This window comes from Aquimarina sp. AU119 (genome assembly GCF_900312735.1).
Classification (GTDB): Bacteria; Bacteroidota; Bacteroidia; order Flavobacteriales; family Flavobacteriaceae; genus Aquimarina; species Aquimarina algiphila.
This window is the reverse complement of the sequence record NZ_OMPF01000016.1, coordinates 12915-29729: the sequence shown is the minus strand read 5'-3', so window position 1 is coordinate 29729 and position 16815 is coordinate 12915. Positions and strand designations below refer to the sequence as shown.

At 32.2% G+C, this 16815-nt stretch carries 14 protein-coding genes; 12 read left to right on the top strand and 2 right to left on the bottom strand.

What is annotated here, in order from left to right; all coding sequences use genetic code 11:
- The first annotated feature begins 94 nt into the window (after window positions 1–94).
- From nagB to DK442_RS15065, 12 genes are all read left to right on the top strand, one after another.
- Window positions 95–2029: a glucosamine-6-phosphate deaminase gene (gene nagB / locus DK442_RS15120; protein WP_109436733.1), complete on the top strand. Its 1935-nt coding sequence runs from the start codon at window positions 95–97 to the stop codon at window positions 2027–2029.
- A gap of 45 nt (window positions 2030–2074) precedes the next feature.
- Window positions 2075–2713, top strand: a complete 639-nt coding sequence (locus DK442_RS15115) for a copper homeostasis protein CutC (protein WP_109436732.1) — start codon at window positions 2075–2077, stop codon at window positions 2711–2713.
- Between the two features lie 158 nt (window positions 2714–2871).
- Window positions 2872–3966, top strand: a complete 1095-nt coding sequence (locus DK442_RS15110) for a formylglycine-generating enzyme family protein (protein WP_235010969.1) — start codon at window positions 2872–2874, stop codon at window positions 3964–3966.
- 338 nt (window positions 3967–4304) lie between these two features.
- Entirely contained in the window at window positions 4305–4697 is a 393-nt protein-coding gene (locus DK442_RS15105; RefSeq protein WP_109436731.1) for a DUF983 domain-containing protein, read from the top strand.
- A gap of 172 nt (window positions 4698–4869) precedes the next feature.
- Window positions 4870–5181: a DUF6660 family protein gene (locus tag DK442_RS15100; RefSeq protein WP_143917174.1), complete on the top strand. Its 312-nt coding sequence runs from the start codon at window positions 4870–4872 to the stop codon at window positions 5179–5181.
- Window positions 5182–5256: 75 nt separating this feature from the next.
- Window positions 5257–9594, top strand: coding sequence for a CusA/CzcA family heavy metal efflux RND transporter (locus tag DK442_RS15095; protein ID WP_109436729.1), 4338 nt, complete (start codon window positions 5257–5259; stop codon window positions 9592–9594).
- A 2-nt stretch (window positions 9595–9596) separates the two neighbouring features.
- The gene (locus DK442_RS15090; protein ID WP_109436728.1) at window positions 9597–10817 is read left to right on the top strand and encodes an efflux RND transporter periplasmic adaptor subunit; all 1221 of its coding nucleotides are present in this window, start codon (window positions 9597–9599) and stop codon (window positions 10815–10817) included.
- Window positions 10818–10998: 181 nt separating this feature from the next.
- Window positions 10999–11853 carry an AraC family transcriptional regulator gene (locus tag DK442_RS15085; protein WP_109436727.1) on the top strand — a complete coding sequence of 285 codons (855 nt, stop codon included), beginning with the start codon at window positions 10999–11001 and terminating at the stop codon, window positions 11851–11853.
- A 92-nt stretch (window positions 11854–11945) separates the two neighbouring features.
- The gene (locus tag DK442_RS15080) at window positions 11946–12311 is read left to right on the top strand and encodes a hypothetical protein (protein ID WP_160114205.1); all 366 of its coding nucleotides are present in this window, start codon (window positions 11946–11948) and stop codon (window positions 12309–12311) included.
- Complete coding sequence (locus DK442_RS15075; RefSeq protein ID WP_109436725.1) at window positions 12301–12795, top strand: DUF1772 domain-containing protein; 495 nt, start codon at window positions 12301–12303, stop codon at window positions 12793–12795. The genes DK442_RS15080 and DK442_RS15075 overlap by 11 nt, the downstream gene beginning before the upstream one ends.
- Window positions 12796–12840: 45 nt before the next feature.
- Entirely contained in the window at window positions 12841–13233 is a 393-nt protein-coding gene (locus DK442_RS15070) for a DUF5367 family protein (RefSeq protein ID WP_109436724.1), read from the top strand.
- Between the two features lie 81 nt (window positions 13234–13314).
- Entirely contained in the window at window positions 13315–14160 is an 846-nt protein-coding gene (locus DK442_RS15065; RefSeq protein WP_109436723.1) for an NAD(P)H-binding protein, read from the top strand.
- Window positions 14161–14395: 235 nt separating this feature from the next.
- Here DK442_RS15065 and DK442_RS15060 read toward each other — a convergent pair whose 3' ends face one another.
- Window positions 14396–14761, bottom strand: a complete 366-nt coding sequence (locus DK442_RS15060; RefSeq protein WP_109436722.1) for a hypothetical protein — start codon at window positions 14759–14761, stop codon at window positions 14396–14398.
- A gap of 37 nt (window positions 14762–14798) precedes the next feature.
- Window positions 14799–16556 (bottom strand): serine hydrolase, encoded by a 1758-nt coding sequence (locus DK442_RS15055; RefSeq protein ID WP_109436721.1) that lies wholly within the window; start codon window positions 16554–16556, stop codon window positions 14799–14801.
- Window positions 16557–16815 lie beyond the last annotated feature (259 nt).

Sequence of the window (16815 nt, the reverse complement as noted above, 5' to 3'; positions counted from 1 at the left end):
TTGGTTATAATGAGTTATTCGTCGAATTTCTTTCAAAAGAAAAGCATAGTTCAATTATCTTTATCACTAGTTAAACAGCTAATAACAAAGAATTATGGTTGCAGAAGTTCGATATAGAAATTTAGAAGATATAAGTTATAAAGAGGCAGGGATTTATGAGAATACTAGATTCGAAAAAATTCATAATGTCGTTTATGACAATTCTAATAATGCTTCTTATAAAGTTGCACATGAGATCGCTGCTTTAATACGACAAAAGGAGAAAGACGAGATGTATTGTGTTTTGGGATTAGCTACAGGTTCTTCTCCGATAAAAGTATATGAAGAATTAATCAGACTTCATAAAGAAAAAGGCTTAAGTTTTAAAAACGTAGTTACTTTTAATTTAGATGAGTATTATCCTATGGAAAAGGATAATGTACAAAGTTATTATGATTTCATGCATGAGTATTTATTTAATCATATCGATATTCCTAAGGATCATATAAATATACCTAGTGGGGATACTCATCCTGATAAAATTCTAGAAACATGTATTGCTTATGAAAATAAAATAAAGAAGTATGGAGGTTTAGATTTTCAATTACTTGGTATAGGTAGGACTGGGCATATAGGTTTTAATGAACCTGGGTCGCACTATAATTCAAGAACAAGGCTTATCACTTTAGATCATCTTACAAGAACAGATGCTGCATCTTCATTTTTAGGACTTGAAAATGTCCCTAAAAGAGCGATTACGATGGGAATTGGTACTGTAAAAGAGGCAAAAAGAATTGTTTTATTAGCTTGGGGAGAGAATAAAGCAGAGATCATAAAAAAAACTATAGAAGGAGAAATTACTTCTCAAGTTCCTGCAACATACCTTCAATTACATAAGAATACAACTTTTGTTTTGGATGAAGGAGCAGCTTCTTTACTTACACAATACAAAACTCCATGGCTTGTTGGCCCATGCATGTGGACCGAGGAAACAATAAGTAATGCAATTATATGGTTATGTGAGTTAACTTCAAAATCAATTCTTAGACTCACTGATAAAGATTATAATGATAATGGTATGGAGAGTTTGTTGGCTAAAGAAGGAAATGCATATGATTTAAATATTAAGATGTTTAATAAACTTCAACATACGATTACGGGATGGCCTGGAGGAAAACCAAATGCAGATGATACTTCAAGACCAGAAAGAGCAATCCCCGAAAAGAAACGAGTACTTATATTTAGTCCTCATCCTGATGACGATGTGATTTCTATGGGAGGCACTCTGGATAGATTGGTAGAACAGGGTCATGATGTGCATGTAGCGTATCAAACTTCTGGAAATATTGCAGTTTCTAATCATGAAGCACTAAAATTTGTAGAAGTGGTAACCACAATGGATTGTAATAATAACGTCTTTAATACTATAGTAGAAGCCATTCAAACACAAGAAAATTTTGAATTTAATACGCCAGAATTATTATTCTTAAAAGGAGTTATTCGACAAAAAGAATCTCTGGGAGCTACTCGATATCTTAATATTTCTGATGAGAAAGTACATTTTCTAAATATGCCATTTTATGAAACGGGAGCTATAAAAAAGAAACCATTGGGAGAAGAAGATGTAGAAATTATATCAAATTTAATCAAAGAAATAAAGCCTCATCAAATATATGCAGCTGGTGATTTAGCTGATCCTCATGGAACACATAGGGTTTGTTTGGACGCACTATTTTCTGCAATAGAAAAAATAAAGTTAAATGATTTTATGAAAGAATGTTGGGTGTGGTTATATCGAGGTGCATGGCAGGAATGGGGATTACATGAAATTGATATGGCTGTACCCATGAGTCCAGATCAAGTAATTAAAAAAAGAAAAGCTATTTTTTTTCATCAATCTCAGAAGGATAGAGTAATGTTTCAGGGAGATGATTCAAGAGAGTTTTGGGTTAGAGCAGAAGAAAGAAATCAAGATACAGCAATGAAGTATCATCAATTAGGATTAGCAGATTATGCAGCAATGGAAGCCTTTAAAAGATATCATTTTTAATAACATAAATACAATAAAATATTGTACAAAAATGATAAGAAAAAAATGTTTATAAAAGAAGCTTGTGTAGAAAGAATTTCCCAGGCACAACTGGCAGAACAGAAAGGTGCAAATAGAATAGAGTTATGTGGAGACTTAAGTGTTGGTGGGATAACCCCTTCATTAGAGATCATAATAGAAGCAAAAGAAAAAATACATATTCCTATTCATGTAATGATAAGGCCCAGAGGAGGAGATTTTGTCTATTCTGACGATGAATTTGAAGAAATGAAAAACCAAATCCTGGATTGTCATAAGAGTAAAGTAGATGGCGTTGTATTCGGAATTTTAAAAAGAGACAATACTCTTGATATTGACAGAATTACTGTATTAGCTCAAATAGCTATGCCAATGGCAATAGTATTTCATAAAGCGATTGATGAAACACCAAATATCATCAAAGCATTGTATGACCTCATAAAAATAGAAGGTATTACTGGTATATTGACTTCAGGAGGTAAAACCACAGCAAAGGAGGGGAAAGTTATTTTAAAAAAGATAGTAGCATTAGCAAAAAACAAAGTAGAGATCATTTCTGCAGGATCCATTACAAATGACAATATTCAAAAACTACATCAATTTATTAAAGGGCCATCGTATCACGGAAAACGAATAGTTGGAAATTTAAATGAGGTTAATGATTAAAGAAAACCATAGCTGGAGAAGAAGATTGATATATAATGCCCGAAGAGCTTTTCAATAATAGTGTTTATTAAACTTCTATATATTTCTTTCTTTTTACTGATAAAGAGTGATTATATTTAACATTAAATATGAATTCTTTAAGATGTAAATTGAACTTTATGATGAGATTCACGCTTTTATTAAGCATTATTCTTTTACTATGTATTTCCTGTGATCAAAAAAGACAGACAGAAGAGTCAATCAAAACCAGGGAATCAAAAGAAATAAAGGTAGAAACACCTAAAGATGGCCCTCCTGGGATGGTTTGGATTACTGGTGATCAATTTACTATGGGGGCATTAGAAAATGATTCATATGCTCGTACAGATGAGAAACCTGCACATGAGGTAAAAGTTTCCGGTTTTTGGATAGATATTAATGAAGTAACGAATTCAGAATTCAGAAAATTTATTGAGGCTACAGGTTATGTTACTACTGCCGAAAAAAAACCAGATTGGGAAGAACTAAAAAAACAAGTTCCTCCGGGGACTCCTAAACCGCATGATTCTATGTTGGTCGCTGCATCTATGGTATTTACACCTGTAGATACAGATAATTTGTTTGATTGGTCACAATGGTGGTCTTGGGTAAAAGGAGCCAATTGGCAGCACCCTCAAGGACCAGAAAGTTCGATTGAAGGAAAAGAAGATCATCCTGTAGTTCAGGTTTCCTGGGATGATGCTCAGGCATATTTGAATTGGGTAGGAAAACGATTTCCTACAGATGCAGAATGGGAATTTGCCGCTAGAGGTGGATTACAAAATAAACTTTATCCATGGGGTAATGATACTAATATTAGTGCTTTCGGAAATACTTGGCAGGGAACATTCCCGCTATATAATAGTTTAAAAGATGGATACTTTACAACTGCTCCAGTGAGGACCTATCAACCCAATGGATATGGATTATATGATATGGCTGGTAATGTATGGGAGTGGACTTCAGACTGGTATAATGTAACCTATTATAAAGAGAGCGCTGATCAAGGTGTTATCGAAGATCCAAAAGGAGCAGATAAACCTTTTGACCCAAGACAACCTTATACACCCCAGAGAATACAAAGAGGAGGATCTTTTTTGTGTAATAATAGCTATTGTAGTAGTTACAGAGCGAGTGCCAGAATGCACTCTAGCCAGGATACAAGTCAAGACCATGTAGGTTTTAGAGGTGTAATGACTCAAGAACAATGGGAAGTCCTAAAAAATAAACAATAATCAGACAAGTAGTTTGAAATGTATACCATTCTACAAATAAAAAAAATGAATTATGTCCGAAAAATACAAGAAAAGGGGATAATTTTATGAATACATACTTATTATTACGTATTAACTTTGTAAATTAAAAATGACTAAATAATAAAGATTAAGCCCTATTTCAATAAAAAATAAGGTTGACCTTCATTATAAAAGTGTTTTAATTTTAATGATTTTATTATTTGTTTATTTAGTTTGAAATATATACTAAGGTGTAAAAAATACAATAATAACTAGTACAATATTCACCTTTATCAAATTTCAAATTAATCTAATCGTAACCTATTAAAAAAAAGATTATGAAATTTTTAAAAGGAACTAAGGTATATAGTATTTTAACAGGCAGCTGTCCCGTTTGTCAAAGCGAAAGTATGTATGTAGAACCAAATCCATATAAATTAACAAATGTATTAGCAATGAAAGAACGTTGTGGTCATTGTAGTACAAAATATAAAATAGAGCCCTCTTTCTTTTATGGGGCAATGTATGTAAGCTACCCGGTTGGGATAGCTTTTGCAGTCACTGCATTTGTGTTATCATATCTTGTTTTTAATTTGGATTTAATTATTACATATTGCGTAATCGTAGTGGTTATGGTAGTTTCATTACCCATAATATTAAGAACTTCAAGAAATATATGGATTAACTTTTTTATGAGTTATAAAAAATCTAAAGCAAATTTAAAATTATAGGATTAAATATTTGAACAATTTAAATATTTGAGAAAATAAGCTACGTCGTTATGTTTAAACAACTAATTTATAATTTGTTGACCCTAATGATATTATAGTTTATTTATACTATAAAATAACAAGTTATTTCCTTTACAATTCTATTGCACAAATAAATCTTTATCTTTGTTAGATGAAAATACTAACAATCATATTCTCGATGTATTTCTTGGGGATTACATTTGTTCCTTGTCAGGATGGTGTGATTGATAGTGATTCGGATACTACAGAGTTTATTTCAGATTCAAATCAGCATGATCATCATCAACATATGGAATTATGCTCTCCTTTTTGTTCCTGTCAGTGCTGTCATACCAAAATAGATACATATCATTTACATGATTATAGAATAACATCAATAATAATATCATCAGATATATTTACTTATCATAATGATGTGAAGCAAAATGTTGTAATCCCTTTATTGCACCCTCCCCAGGTTTAATTTAGTTTTTAATAGGATACATACGTCCTTTTTGGTCTTTAATCAAAGACATTTAACTAAATTAAATATACTTAAATGATTAATAAACTTATTGAGTTTTCAATCAATAACAAATTAGTTATTGCATTGTTTACCATTGCATTAATAGTTGCCGGAATCTATAGTATTAAAGAAGTACCTGTAGATGCTGTGCCTGATATTACCAATAATCAGGTACAGGTAATTACTCAAGCACCCAATTTGAGTACCGAAGACATTGAGCAATTTGTTACATACCCCGTAGAAATCGCTGTTGCTAATTTGCCTGGAGTAATAGAAATTCGCTCTATTTCTAGATTTGGACTTTCTGTAGTGACTATAGTTTTCAGTGATGATTTAGATACATATTTACCAAGGCAATTGGTATCAGAAAAATTAAATGAAATAAAAACTCATATTCCAGAGGGGTTTGGAGAACCATTTATAGGTCCTATATCAACAGGGTTAGGAGAAATTTATCAATATACATTAGAGGTTACACCAGAATACAAAGATAAATATGATACCATGGCATTGCGTACCATACAAGATTGGATTATTCGCAGACAAATGGCAATGGTTCCTGGTGTGATTGAAGTAAATGCCTTTGGAGGTATCATAAAACAATATGAAGTTGCAATAGACCCTAATGAACTTAATGCTATTGGGATTACAATTAACGATGTATATAAAGCATTAGAAAATAATAATCAAAATACAGGAGGAGCTTATATTGAGAAAAACCATCAAGCAAATTTTATTAGAGGAGAAGGGTTAGCACGAAGTTTAGAAGATATTGAAAATATTGTAGTAGTAAACAAAGTTGGTATTCCTATTACTATAAAAGATATTGGAGTAGTACAATTAGGAAGAGCAACACGTTATGGAGCATTGACCAAAAATGGAGAAGGAGAAGCTGTTGGTGGTATGATCTTAATGTTAAAAGGAGCTAGTAGTAATGATGTTATTAAAAATGTTACTGGTAGGATAGATAAAATTCAAAAATCATTACCCGAAGGAGTTACTATTAAGCCTTTTTTAGATAGAAGTAAATTAATTACAAATACTACTTCAACTGTAAGGAATAACTTGTTAGAAGGTGCACTTATTGTCATTTTTATTTTAGTATTCTTTTTAGGAAATTGGAGAGGGGGTTTGATTGTTGCTTCTACCATTCCTCTTTCTTTACTTTTTGCTTTTATATTAATGAATGTTTTTGATGTTTGGGCAAACCTTATGAGCCTTGGCGCAATTGATTTTGGTATTATCGTAGATGGAGCTGTAATCATAGTTGAAAGCACTATTTTTCTTATTTATCAAAGAATTAAGAAGAAAGGAACTATTTCATCTGAAGATCGGGATGATATAACCTATAAGGCTTCTTCTAAAATGATGAATACTGCTTTTTTTGGACAATTTATTATTTTAATTGTTTTCCTACCGATTTTGGCGTTAGAAGGAGTTGAAGGAAAAATGTTTATTCCAATGGCTTTAACTTTTGGTTTTGCTATGATTGGAGCCATGATACTTTGTTTAACGTATGTTCCCATGGTTACCTCATTATTTCTAAAAACTCCAGATGTTGAAAAGAAATACTGGGGAGACAAGATTGTTCTTTGGTTAGAGCGTAACTATGAAAAGGGATTGCTAAAAGCTTTAGAAAAGGGAAAAGTTATAGTTGTTTTATCAATTCTATTACTTGGTTTGGCAGTATTTACGTTTACCAAAATGGGAGGAGAATTTATTCCTCAATTAGATGAAGGAGATATAGCATTTCATGCGATCTTAAAGCCCGGGAGTTCGTTGTCAGAAACAATTTCTACCACTACAAAAATTGAAAAAATCGTGAAGGAGAATTTCTCTGAAGCGAAAGATATTATTAGTAGAATAGGAGTTGCCGATGTACCCACAGATCCTATGCCAATGGATATTGCAGATGTATTTGTTATTCTGAAGCCAATTTCAGAATGGACAAATGCTACCAGCAAAGAAGAACTCATAAATAAGATGAAGGCAAAAATCGAACAGGTTCCTGGAGTTAATTATGAATTCACTCAACCAATTGAAATGCGTTTTAATGAACTCATCACTGGTGTTCGTGAAGATATTGCTATAAAATTATATGGGGATGATCTTATTGTCCTAGCACAAAAGGCAGAAGAAATAGGAAAAATAGTAGCTTCTGTAGATGGTGTTGCAGATATGAAAGTAGAGGCGATATCGGGACAACCACAAATTACTATTCGGTATAACAGAAAGAAGATTGCTCAATACGGTTTGCAAATAAAAGAGCTCAATAAACTAATAGAAACTGCTTTTGCAGGAGGTGTAGCTGGAACTATTTTTGAGCAAGAAAAACGTTTTGACTTGGTGGTACGCCTTAAAGAAGAATTACGTCGAGACTTAAGTAATGTGAAAAATCTGTTTGTTCCCCTATCCAATGGGACACAGATTCCGTTAAAAGAAGTAGCCAGTATAAGTTACAAACCGGGGCCAATGCAAATAAGCCGAGATAATACGAATAGAAGGACTTATGTTGGTATTAATGTAAGGGGTCGTGACATTAAATCTCTAGTTGAAGAAATTCAACAAAAAATTGAAGCTCAGGTTAAATTTCCAGCGGGATATTATGTTCGTTATGGTGGAGCATTTGAAAACTTCGAACGAGCAACATCCAAACTTAAAACTGTAGTTCCAATAGCTTTAGGTTTGATTTTTCTTCTCATTTTTATGGCTTTAAAATCGTTTAAACAAACGATAATGATTTATGTAGCTATTCCGTTAGCGACTATAGGAGGAGTCTTTTCTTTAATGCTTCGTGATATGCCTTTTAGTATTTCTGCAGGAGTTGGGTTTATTGTGTTATTTGGAGTAGCAGTTCTTAATGGACTGGTACTTATAAGTGGATTTAATGAACTAAAGGATGAAGGCATCACCGATATTAATGAACGAATTAGAATAGGTGCAAAAAGACGTATCCGGCCTATATTATTAACAGCACTTACAGATATGTTAGGGTTTTTGCCAATGGCACTATCCACTTCCTCTGGGGCAGAGGTACAACAACCACTTGCTACAGTAGTAATAGGAGGTCTGCTAACCTCTACATTATTAACATTGTTTATTATCCCCATTTTGTATAAATGGATAGAAAATAGAGAAGAAGATAAAATGAAATCTATAAAACCAAATAGGATTATTGCAACGGTTGTGATACTATTCTTTTTTAGTACAATACATGCACAGCAGTCAAAAATTTCTATGGATGAAGCAATTACCATGGCAATAGAAAACTACCCTACATTAAAAGCTGCACAACTTTCTGTTGAAAAAGAAAAAGCTTTGAAAACTACCGCTTGGGACTTTGGAAATACACAAATTTTTACTTCGGGTGAAGAAATACGAAATAATAGTAATGATGGTGTATATACTACCTTTGGTATTGGACAAAATAATATTGATATTTTTGGAATTGTCTCAAAAACCAGATTAACAAAAGAGAATATCAAACTGGCAGAAGCTAATGTAGAATTAAGTATGCTAGACTTAAAACAAAAGGTTCAAATTGCTTGGGCAAAAAGTTATACAGCAAAACGTTTATATGAGTCCTATGCCAAAATAGATACCGTATTTTCTGGGTTAAATAAAGCAATTGACCTACGGTTTGAAACAGAGGCAATTTCTAAACTAGAATACAATGCTACTGTAAATCAAAGAAAGTTAATACAAATTCAAAAAGAGCAAGCTTATGCATCTTATCAAATGGCTTTGCATGAGCTCAATCAATGGGTTTTGGGCGATAAATTATTCGATGTCGCAGATATACCGTTGAGTACCTTTGATAATGATATTCTTATTGTAGAAGAGGATTTAGAAAACCACCCTCTTTTCAAATATTGGCAGACGCAGTCTAATATTGTAAAAGCGAGGCAAAAAGTAGCAGAGTCACAATTTTTACCAAAACTGTTTGCACGGTACGGATTTCAGAAAATAGATGAACAATCAGGTTTTAATAGCTATCAGTTAGGAGTACAATTTCCATTGATTTTTAATAAAATAAGAGGAAAGGCAAAGGCAGCCAAAATAAATACATCTATTATCGAAGAGCAAAAGAAAGCAAATGAAGAACAACTTAAAAGTAAATATTCGATACTACTAACAAACTTTGAACAATTGCAAAAACAATGGAACTATTATAAAAACAAAGCATTACCACTTGCAATAGAACAACGTAATGGAGCCATTTTATCCTATAAAGAAGGAGCAATGGATTATATCGCTTTCATTCAAAATATAAAAGATGCCGTTCAATTAGAAATAAATACCTGGCAAGTACTTCAATACTATTTAGAAAATAAAATACAATTAGAATATTTCTTAAACCTAAAGTCTTAAAAATGAAAAATAATAATAAATATGTTATACTAATCTTGAGTATTGTAATGTGCATGTCAGGTTGTAAGTATATATCCGAAAAAGACGAAGATCCTATTGTAAACAATACGGCAATAGAAAATTTAGAAAAAAATGAAAAACGTAGTCATAATGATAAACATGGAGGAGGAGTATTGTTAAACCAAGAACAGGTCGATATATTGGGGATAAAAATAGATACACTTATCAGGCGTAATATGAATGGTTATGTTCAGGTAAATGGAACACTAGGAGTCCCGCCTCAAAACGAAGCAATCGTAACCAGCGTTTTAGGAGCTAATATTAGTAATATTCAAGTGATAGAAGGGGATAAGGTAAGTAAAGGACAGGTTTTAACGTATATAAGCCATCCAGATATCATAGGAATGCAAACTGATTATTTACAAGCGTATAATAAACTTGTTTTTTTAGAACAAGATTATAATCGTCAAAAAAAGTTGTATGATGAACAAGTAGGTTCAGGACGTGATTATCAACAAGCAAAATCTATATTTTCAAGTACCAAGGGTTTGGTTAAAGGGTATGAAAGTCAATTAAGACTCTTAGGACTTTCTTCAAAAAATATTAGAGAAGGAAATATCTCACAAGTAGCCTTGATAAAAAGTCCAATAGATGGTTTTATTGAAAAAGTAAAGGTGAAATCTGGTCAATATGTAGAGCCACAAACACCTTTATTTGAAATTGTGAATACAGATCATATTCATGCAGATTTAATGGTGTTTGAAAAAGATATTAGCAAGGTAAAGAATGGACAATTAGTAAAGATTAATATTGAAGCACTGGGTAATACTGAGATGACTGCAAAAATTTATTCTGTAGGAAAATCTTTTGAAGAAGGACCGAAAGCTTTACATGTACATGCAGAGATAGAAAATAAGAACAAAAATTTAATACAAGGAATGTATGTTACTGCACGAATCATTACCGAGAATACTTTAGAGCAAGCTTTACCAGAAGGTGCTATTATTCAGGAAAATGAAACATTTTACGTGTTTGTGGCAGAAAAGAAGGATAACAATTCTTGGAATTTTGTTCCTAAAGAAGTCATTGTAAAATCGACAAGTAATGGATTTACAATTTTTGATTTTAAAGAAAAAACAAGCAAAGGAATACACTTAGCTCAAAGTGGATCATATTATTTAATGGCAGAGATGAAAAAAAGCGAAGCTGGACACTCACATTAAGCTAGTATAAAAAAGAAAAAGTGTTAGGCTAATATTTTATATGTAAAGATATTCATTTCTGAATTTTGCTTAATATGTTAAATTATATGATCGGTTTTTAACTGGTAGAAAAATGACAATTTCTTAAGAGGTAAAATCAAAAAACTTTAATATTTTCAAATTGTTAAATTTATAGAATATTATGACTCGAGATTTTATACATATTAATGACTTTGTTATTTTGCTTGAAGAAGGTAGTGCAACAAATATTGAAGTAGATGCATGTCGTTTTGAAGAACCACTTATTGCTGTTGCATTTTATGGCTCGGGTAATGTAGACTTAGCTGTAAACTATGGACAGGTAACTAAAAAATTCCAGCATACAAAGGGTCTGGCACTTTCTTTTTATGCTGATGAAAATGTAGCATTTGAACATACTATTTCCCCAGATAAAAACCTGGAGTGTATTGTGGTGGCTACTGCTTTAAAGAATCTCGATAAGTTACCAAATCAGGAAGGAGAGATTTTTAGAGATTTGCTTCAGGAATTGGTTCATCCAAAAGATCATTATGTCGAAGGTCCTAATTTTTTCATGACTCCTGAAATGGAACGTATAGTAGACGCAATTTTTGCTAACCAGTATTCTGGAAAGACAAAAATGATGTTTTTTCGAAGTCAGATAACGGTGTTACTTTCTCATTTTTTTGGACAATTGGCATTAATGCATAATTCGCGTTCAAAACTCCATTACAGAGATAAACTAAATGAAGTTAGAGAAGTTTTATTGAGGGATTTAGAAAACCCACCTTCTCTTAATGAACTTTCCCAACAAATAGGGTTAAATACTACAAAACTCAAAAAAGAATTTAAAGCTGTTTTTGGGGTGCCTGTATTCAAATACCTTCAAAATGAAAGGCTTTCTTCTGCTCACAAACTTATTAGTGAAAATAATGCTACTGTACAAGAAGCTGCCTGGCAGGTAGGTTATGATAGTCTTAGTTCTTTTTCCAATGCTTTCGCAAAAAAATTTGGCTATAGACCCAGTCAACTCAAGTAATGCACTTTTCGAACAAATCATATTTCCGCTCGAATAAATAAATCGAGCTGATAACATGCAATTTTGTGTCATCCTAATTAGTAAAACAAACAGTGATGACCACATTAGTAAAAATTATCCTCGGACTGACACTCTCTTTTCTGGTAGCACAGAGCTCAAAAAGAGAACAAAGACAAAACTTCGTTTACACCAAATCAACTTATAGCGCAGCAGGAGATTCTATTCAGTTAAGAGCGTACAAAATCCTTACGAACAAATGTAATGTCTGTCATGTTGAGCGTAATAGAAGGCGGGTGTTCACCAAAGAAAATATGAACCCTTGGGCAGCTGATGTATATAAGCAAACATTCATAAAAAAGCGAATGCCAAAGGGTAAGAAAATCAAACTCACAAACCAAGAGTACCAAGAATTATTAACCTGGATAACCTCCACAAAAAATCATAACAATGGAATATAAAATCAAACTCATTATATTACTACTTGGTATTTTATTTACAGGGCTTACAGCTGGATTGTGTTTTAACTGGTCAAACACTGTCACTTCTGGCATTGGAAGATTAGATGATCTTACGTTTCTACAATCCTTTCAGGCAATGAACCGTGCGATTATCAACCCGAGTTTCCTAATTGTGTTCTTTTCGCCTGTAATATTTCTTTCAGTAAATGCCTTTTTACATAAGAATGCAAATCCTACCACATTTTGGTCGTTTCTACTTGCAGCCATACTCTTTTTTGTGGGTGTAGGTCTTATTACAATATTTAAAAATGTACCACTCAATGAAATACTAGACAAGACCATACTAGAAAATCTCTCGGCTATAGAATTGGCAGAATTGAGAACCAAGTTTGAACAACCTTGGAACAGATGGCACATCCAACGAACTATCACTTCATTCATTTCATTTGCCTTACTGTTGATAGGAATCATTTTTACAAAATAAAATTAAATCACTCTGCGATTGGGCAGGATCAAAAAACGAACAATTATGAAGTTAGTTAGAGCAATCATCATTGGAATAATTATTTGGAGTATTGGAGTAAGCCTTTATACACTCTCCTTTTACATTTCTATTATAAAAGACACAGAACTACAAGCAAATATATTTCTTTCTTTAGGAGTAGTACCTGTGGTTTGGTTTGGAACAAAACTGTACTATAGAAAAGATAGTACTGTAAAAGGATATTGGATAGGGTTAGCATTCTTTTTAATTGCAACATTGTTAGATGTTATTATTACTGTACCCTTTTTAATACTACCCAACGGAGGAACGTATTATAATTTCTTCACTGCTGCGGGTTTTTGGCTCATAGGAATAGAATTTATCGCAACCTCAGTATTGTATTGGTATACCAAAGTTTTATCAAGAGAAATAAAGTAAATTTTTTATAAGAAGTAAAATCAAAAAGTTTCAAGACTTTAAAAGTATAATCTCAATTAATAATTATAAAAACAATTAAAGATGAAAACAGAAAACATTTTAGTAATCGGTGGAACAGGAAAAACAGGGAAACGTATCGTAAATCTGCTTCAAGAACAAGGACACCAAGTAAGGGTTGGGTCAAGAAATGCCTCACCATCTTTTGACTGGCATCAACCAGAAGAGTGGACAAAGGCTGTTGAAGGGATCGATAAGGTTTATATTACTTATCAACCTGACTTAGCTGTACCAGGTGCATTGCAAGCTATCGAAGAATTAGTTAAAGTATCAAAGAAAGCCCATGTCAAAAAGTTAGTGCTGCTTTCAGGAAAAGGAGAACGAGAAGCAGAACTGTGTGAACAAGTGGTTATTCATTCTGGTTTGGATTATACCATTGTACGTGCCAGTTGGTTTAATCAAAATTTTAGCGAAAACTTTTTGTTAGAACCTATTTTAGATGGTTTTGTGGCGCTTCCACAAGCAGATGTGCAAATTCCATTTGTGGATGCAGATGATATTGCGCAAGTTGCTGTAAAAGCTCTATTGGATGATGCTCATAATGGTCAGATTTATCAGCTTACAGGAGATAAGGCAATTACCTTTAAAGAGGCAATCAATGTCATTGCTCAGGTGAGTAATCGAATTATTACGTTTGTACCAATTTCGATATCAGAATACGGAGACGGAATGAGAAAAGCTAATTTATCTGAAGATTTCGTTTGGCTCATTGAATATTTGTTTACAGAAGTTCTTGGCAACCCTAATAACTCAGAAATTACTAATGATGTTGAAAAAGTGCTTAAGAGAAAACCAATTTCTTTTAGTGAATACGTAAATAAAACAGCAGCTACAGGTATATGGAATGTAGGAGTAAAGCAAACCATATAGATTATTTTGTTTTTGGATAAATATTCAAAATATCGATCGTTTTATTTTTTACTTTGAGAATGAATATTAATAAGAAACATTAAGTATTTTTCTTCATTAAAAAAGTGTTCTAATCTAATTAGAACACTTTTTTAAATGATATCAATATTAAGCATATAAAGCTTAAAAGAGTTCTTGAGAGCTTAGCGACATTAATTTAGAAAATCCAATAGTATTTTAAGGAAGTTTGTCAACTCTAATTAAAATCTTTTTTGTTTATAAAGTTTAAGTTCTGTCTCCAAAATCTGTTAAATAAAATTCCTAAAGTACCTCCTAGTAACGCAAGCCGGCTTTGTGAATATAATAATCCCTCTAAGTAATCACTCCTTTCTTTATAGCAAAAATTAGCGGTGTAACCGTAAAGTAAAATACTGTCTTTTCTTGCTTGAAAAGAATAACCGTTTCTGATAGATTTCCAAATACTTTCAATTATAGGATTAGCGGTATTTTTATCTTTTAAGAAAGTGTTTTGAAGACCATGATGTAAACAATCTGTATTCGATTTCTTTTCCGAACAACTTAAGAAGAAGTAAATTATCAAAATGTAAAAAATAATCTTCATTATGCCATGTTTTATACGCTTCTATTCAAATAAAATATTACTTATGGTTATATGGTATATAATTTGACCACTCCCAAGGTGTGTAGGTGTCAGCTAAAGCTATCTCTAATAATTCTTTATAAATGCTTTCTCCGTTATCACTATTGGTCATGATTAACATTCCTTTACCTGTCTCGGGAAATAAAATTGAATAATGTTGAAATCCATCTCCATGACCACTTTTTGTTACAGCTTTTCCGTAAGGCGTATCAAAATTTAACCAAGCTAAACCACAACTCAAGTTAATAGCGTCGTATTTATTAGTTGATGTTTTAGAATTAGGACCAAAATGTGCCAAGGTTTTTATTCTAATTTGAGGACTAAAAATTTCATTGTAAGAAGCTTTACTAAGAATTTGCTCGTTCAAGACAGCGGTTAAGAATTTTGTATAATCGTTTGCTGTTGTCTCTAAAGTACTAGCAGATCTAGGTTCGTTATCTATATCCTTATCATAGGTTTCACCTTTTATCGTATGCCCGTGAGCGAAATCTTTTTTAAATCTAGGTTGCCATTGATACGATGTGTTGTTCATTTCCAAAGGTTTAAAAATAAGTTCCTGAGCTAATTCTTCAAGAGGTTTTTTAGTGAGTTTTTCTATGACAACTTGTAGATATACTAGGCCTTCACCACTGTAGAAGTATTTCGAACCTGGTTCAAAATTTGCTCTTAATTTTCTATCGGCTTCAAAAAACCTCCAGTTATTAAAACCCGAAGTATGTGCTAAACACATCCTTGTTGTTATTTTATGATATAAACTATCAGATTTTAAATCAGAATAGTCATCATGCCAACGTGTTTGTGGTTCATATTCATAGATTTTCTTAGGTAAATAAGATTCAAGAGGTGTATCTAAATCAATAACCTTGTTTTCTGCCAATTTCATCACAAGGACACTGAAAACGGCTTTGCTTAGAGAGGCCCCATAGATGTTAGTGGTATCCGTAAGAACTAATTGTTTAGGGACATTTTTATACCCAAAAGTGTTTTGATAAACAGGTTTTTTTTCATTAAAAATAGTAATTGCCATCCCATGAACTTCAGCATTATTCATTAGCTGATTGATTGTATTGGTCAAAGAATCTTTTGAAATTTCAGTGCTATCTAGACGAGTTATTTTATTATTGTTTTTAGGAGCACAATTGATAAAAGCTAAAAGAGGAATTAAGAGTAAAGTTACTTTAGCTATTCCTCTTGTCCTACCTTTCAAAAAGGGAATAGAGAAAGGGTAATAACATTTGGACTCTTTTATTGCATATATAATGTTGATTATAACTATTAATACGCAAAGTGGAATGATTAAAATGAAGATTAAAAAACCCCATTTCTCTATGGTCAATAAAGCTACAAAAGATAATACGTATAGCAATAGTACTGTAATCTGAAAATTAACAATTTTAGCACCATGTCTATCATAAAGTGTATTGTCTTCCCTTTTGTGAATCCACAAAAATAATGGAAAAAGCACATTACAAAAAGGCAGTATAAAGCCTAACAAGGGGGTCCCGTGTAATAGTAATAACCATTTTTTTTGGATGGCTTCCTCTTTTGGATTTTCAAGTTGCAAAAGGTCATCGACCTCAATTTCAAGTGCAGTTGCTAATAAGTTTATAGTTTGTAGATGTGGATTGACATCTCCTTTCTCTATACGTTGAATAGTACGGACTGTCACTTCTGTTCTGGCTGATAATTCTTGTTGTGTAAAACCTTTCAATTTTCTTTGATAGATTAGGTTTTTAGCTATTGATTGATTGTTCATTGAAATATATTTTTGTTAGAACAAAACTATCATTATTGGTTTGTAATCAGAACGACATTTAAGTGTCATGTTTATGTCATTTACCTTTTTTTGAACTATATAGTATTAAAAATGAGCGTTAAAAGCTTTGTGAGATTATTATTTAGAAGAAAATCTTAAACTCTTTTTCAGTAACAGAATTATTCGAAAACCAATGTATTGTTATAATAAAATACATGTATTTGAATCTTAGTGAAAGGGAAGTATTTGGTGAAATAAA

Bases quoted from the DNA above. Each gene is read 5' to 3' on its own strand.
- DK442_RS15060 (WP_109436722.1), bottom strand. From the start codon at position 14,761: ATGAAGATTATTTTTTACATTTTGATAATTTACTTCTTCTTAAGTTGT.
- nagB (WP_109436733.1), top strand. From the start codon at position 95: ATGGTTGCAGAAGTTCGATATAGAAATTTAGAAGATATAAGTTATAAA.
- DK442_RS15055 (WP_109436721.1), bottom strand. From the start codon at position 16,556: ATGAACAATCAATCAATAGCTAAAAACCTAATCTATCAAAGAAAATTG.
- DK442_RS15090 (WP_109436728.1), top strand. From the start codon at position 9,597: ATGAAAAATAATAATAAATATGTTATACTAATCTTGAGTATTGTAATG.
- DK442_RS15095 (WP_109436729.1), top strand. From the start codon at position 5,257: ATGATTAATAAACTTATTGAGTTTTCAATCAATAACAAATTAGTTATT.
- DK442_RS15115 (WP_109436732.1), top strand. From the start codon at position 2,075: ATGTTTATAAAAGAAGCTTGTGTAGAAAGAATTTCCCAGGCACAACTG.
- DK442_RS15075 (WP_109436725.1), top strand. From the start codon at position 12,301: ATGGAATATAAAATCAAACTCATTATATTACTACTTGGTATTTTATTT.
- DK442_RS15105 (WP_109436731.1), top strand. From the start codon at position 4,305: ATGAAATTTTTAAAAGGAACTAAGGTATATAGTATTTTAACAGGCAGC.
- DK442_RS15085 (WP_109436727.1), top strand. From the start codon at position 10,999: ATGACTCGAGATTTTATACATATTAATGACTTTGTTATTTTGCTTGAA.
- DK442_RS15110 (WP_235010969.1), top strand. From the start codon at position 2,872: ATGATGAGATTCACGCTTTTATTAAGCATTATTCTTTTACTATGTATT.
- DK442_RS15070 (WP_109436724.1), top strand. From the start codon at position 12,841: ATGAAGTTAGTTAGAGCAATCATCATTGGAATAATTATTTGGAGTATT.
- DK442_RS15065 (WP_109436723.1), top strand. From the start codon at position 13,315: ATGAAAACAGAAAACATTTTAGTAATCGGTGGAACAGGAAAAACAGGG.
- DK442_RS15100 (WP_143917174.1), top strand. From the start codon at position 4,870: ATGAAAATACTAACAATCATATTCTCGATGTATTTCTTGGGGATTACA.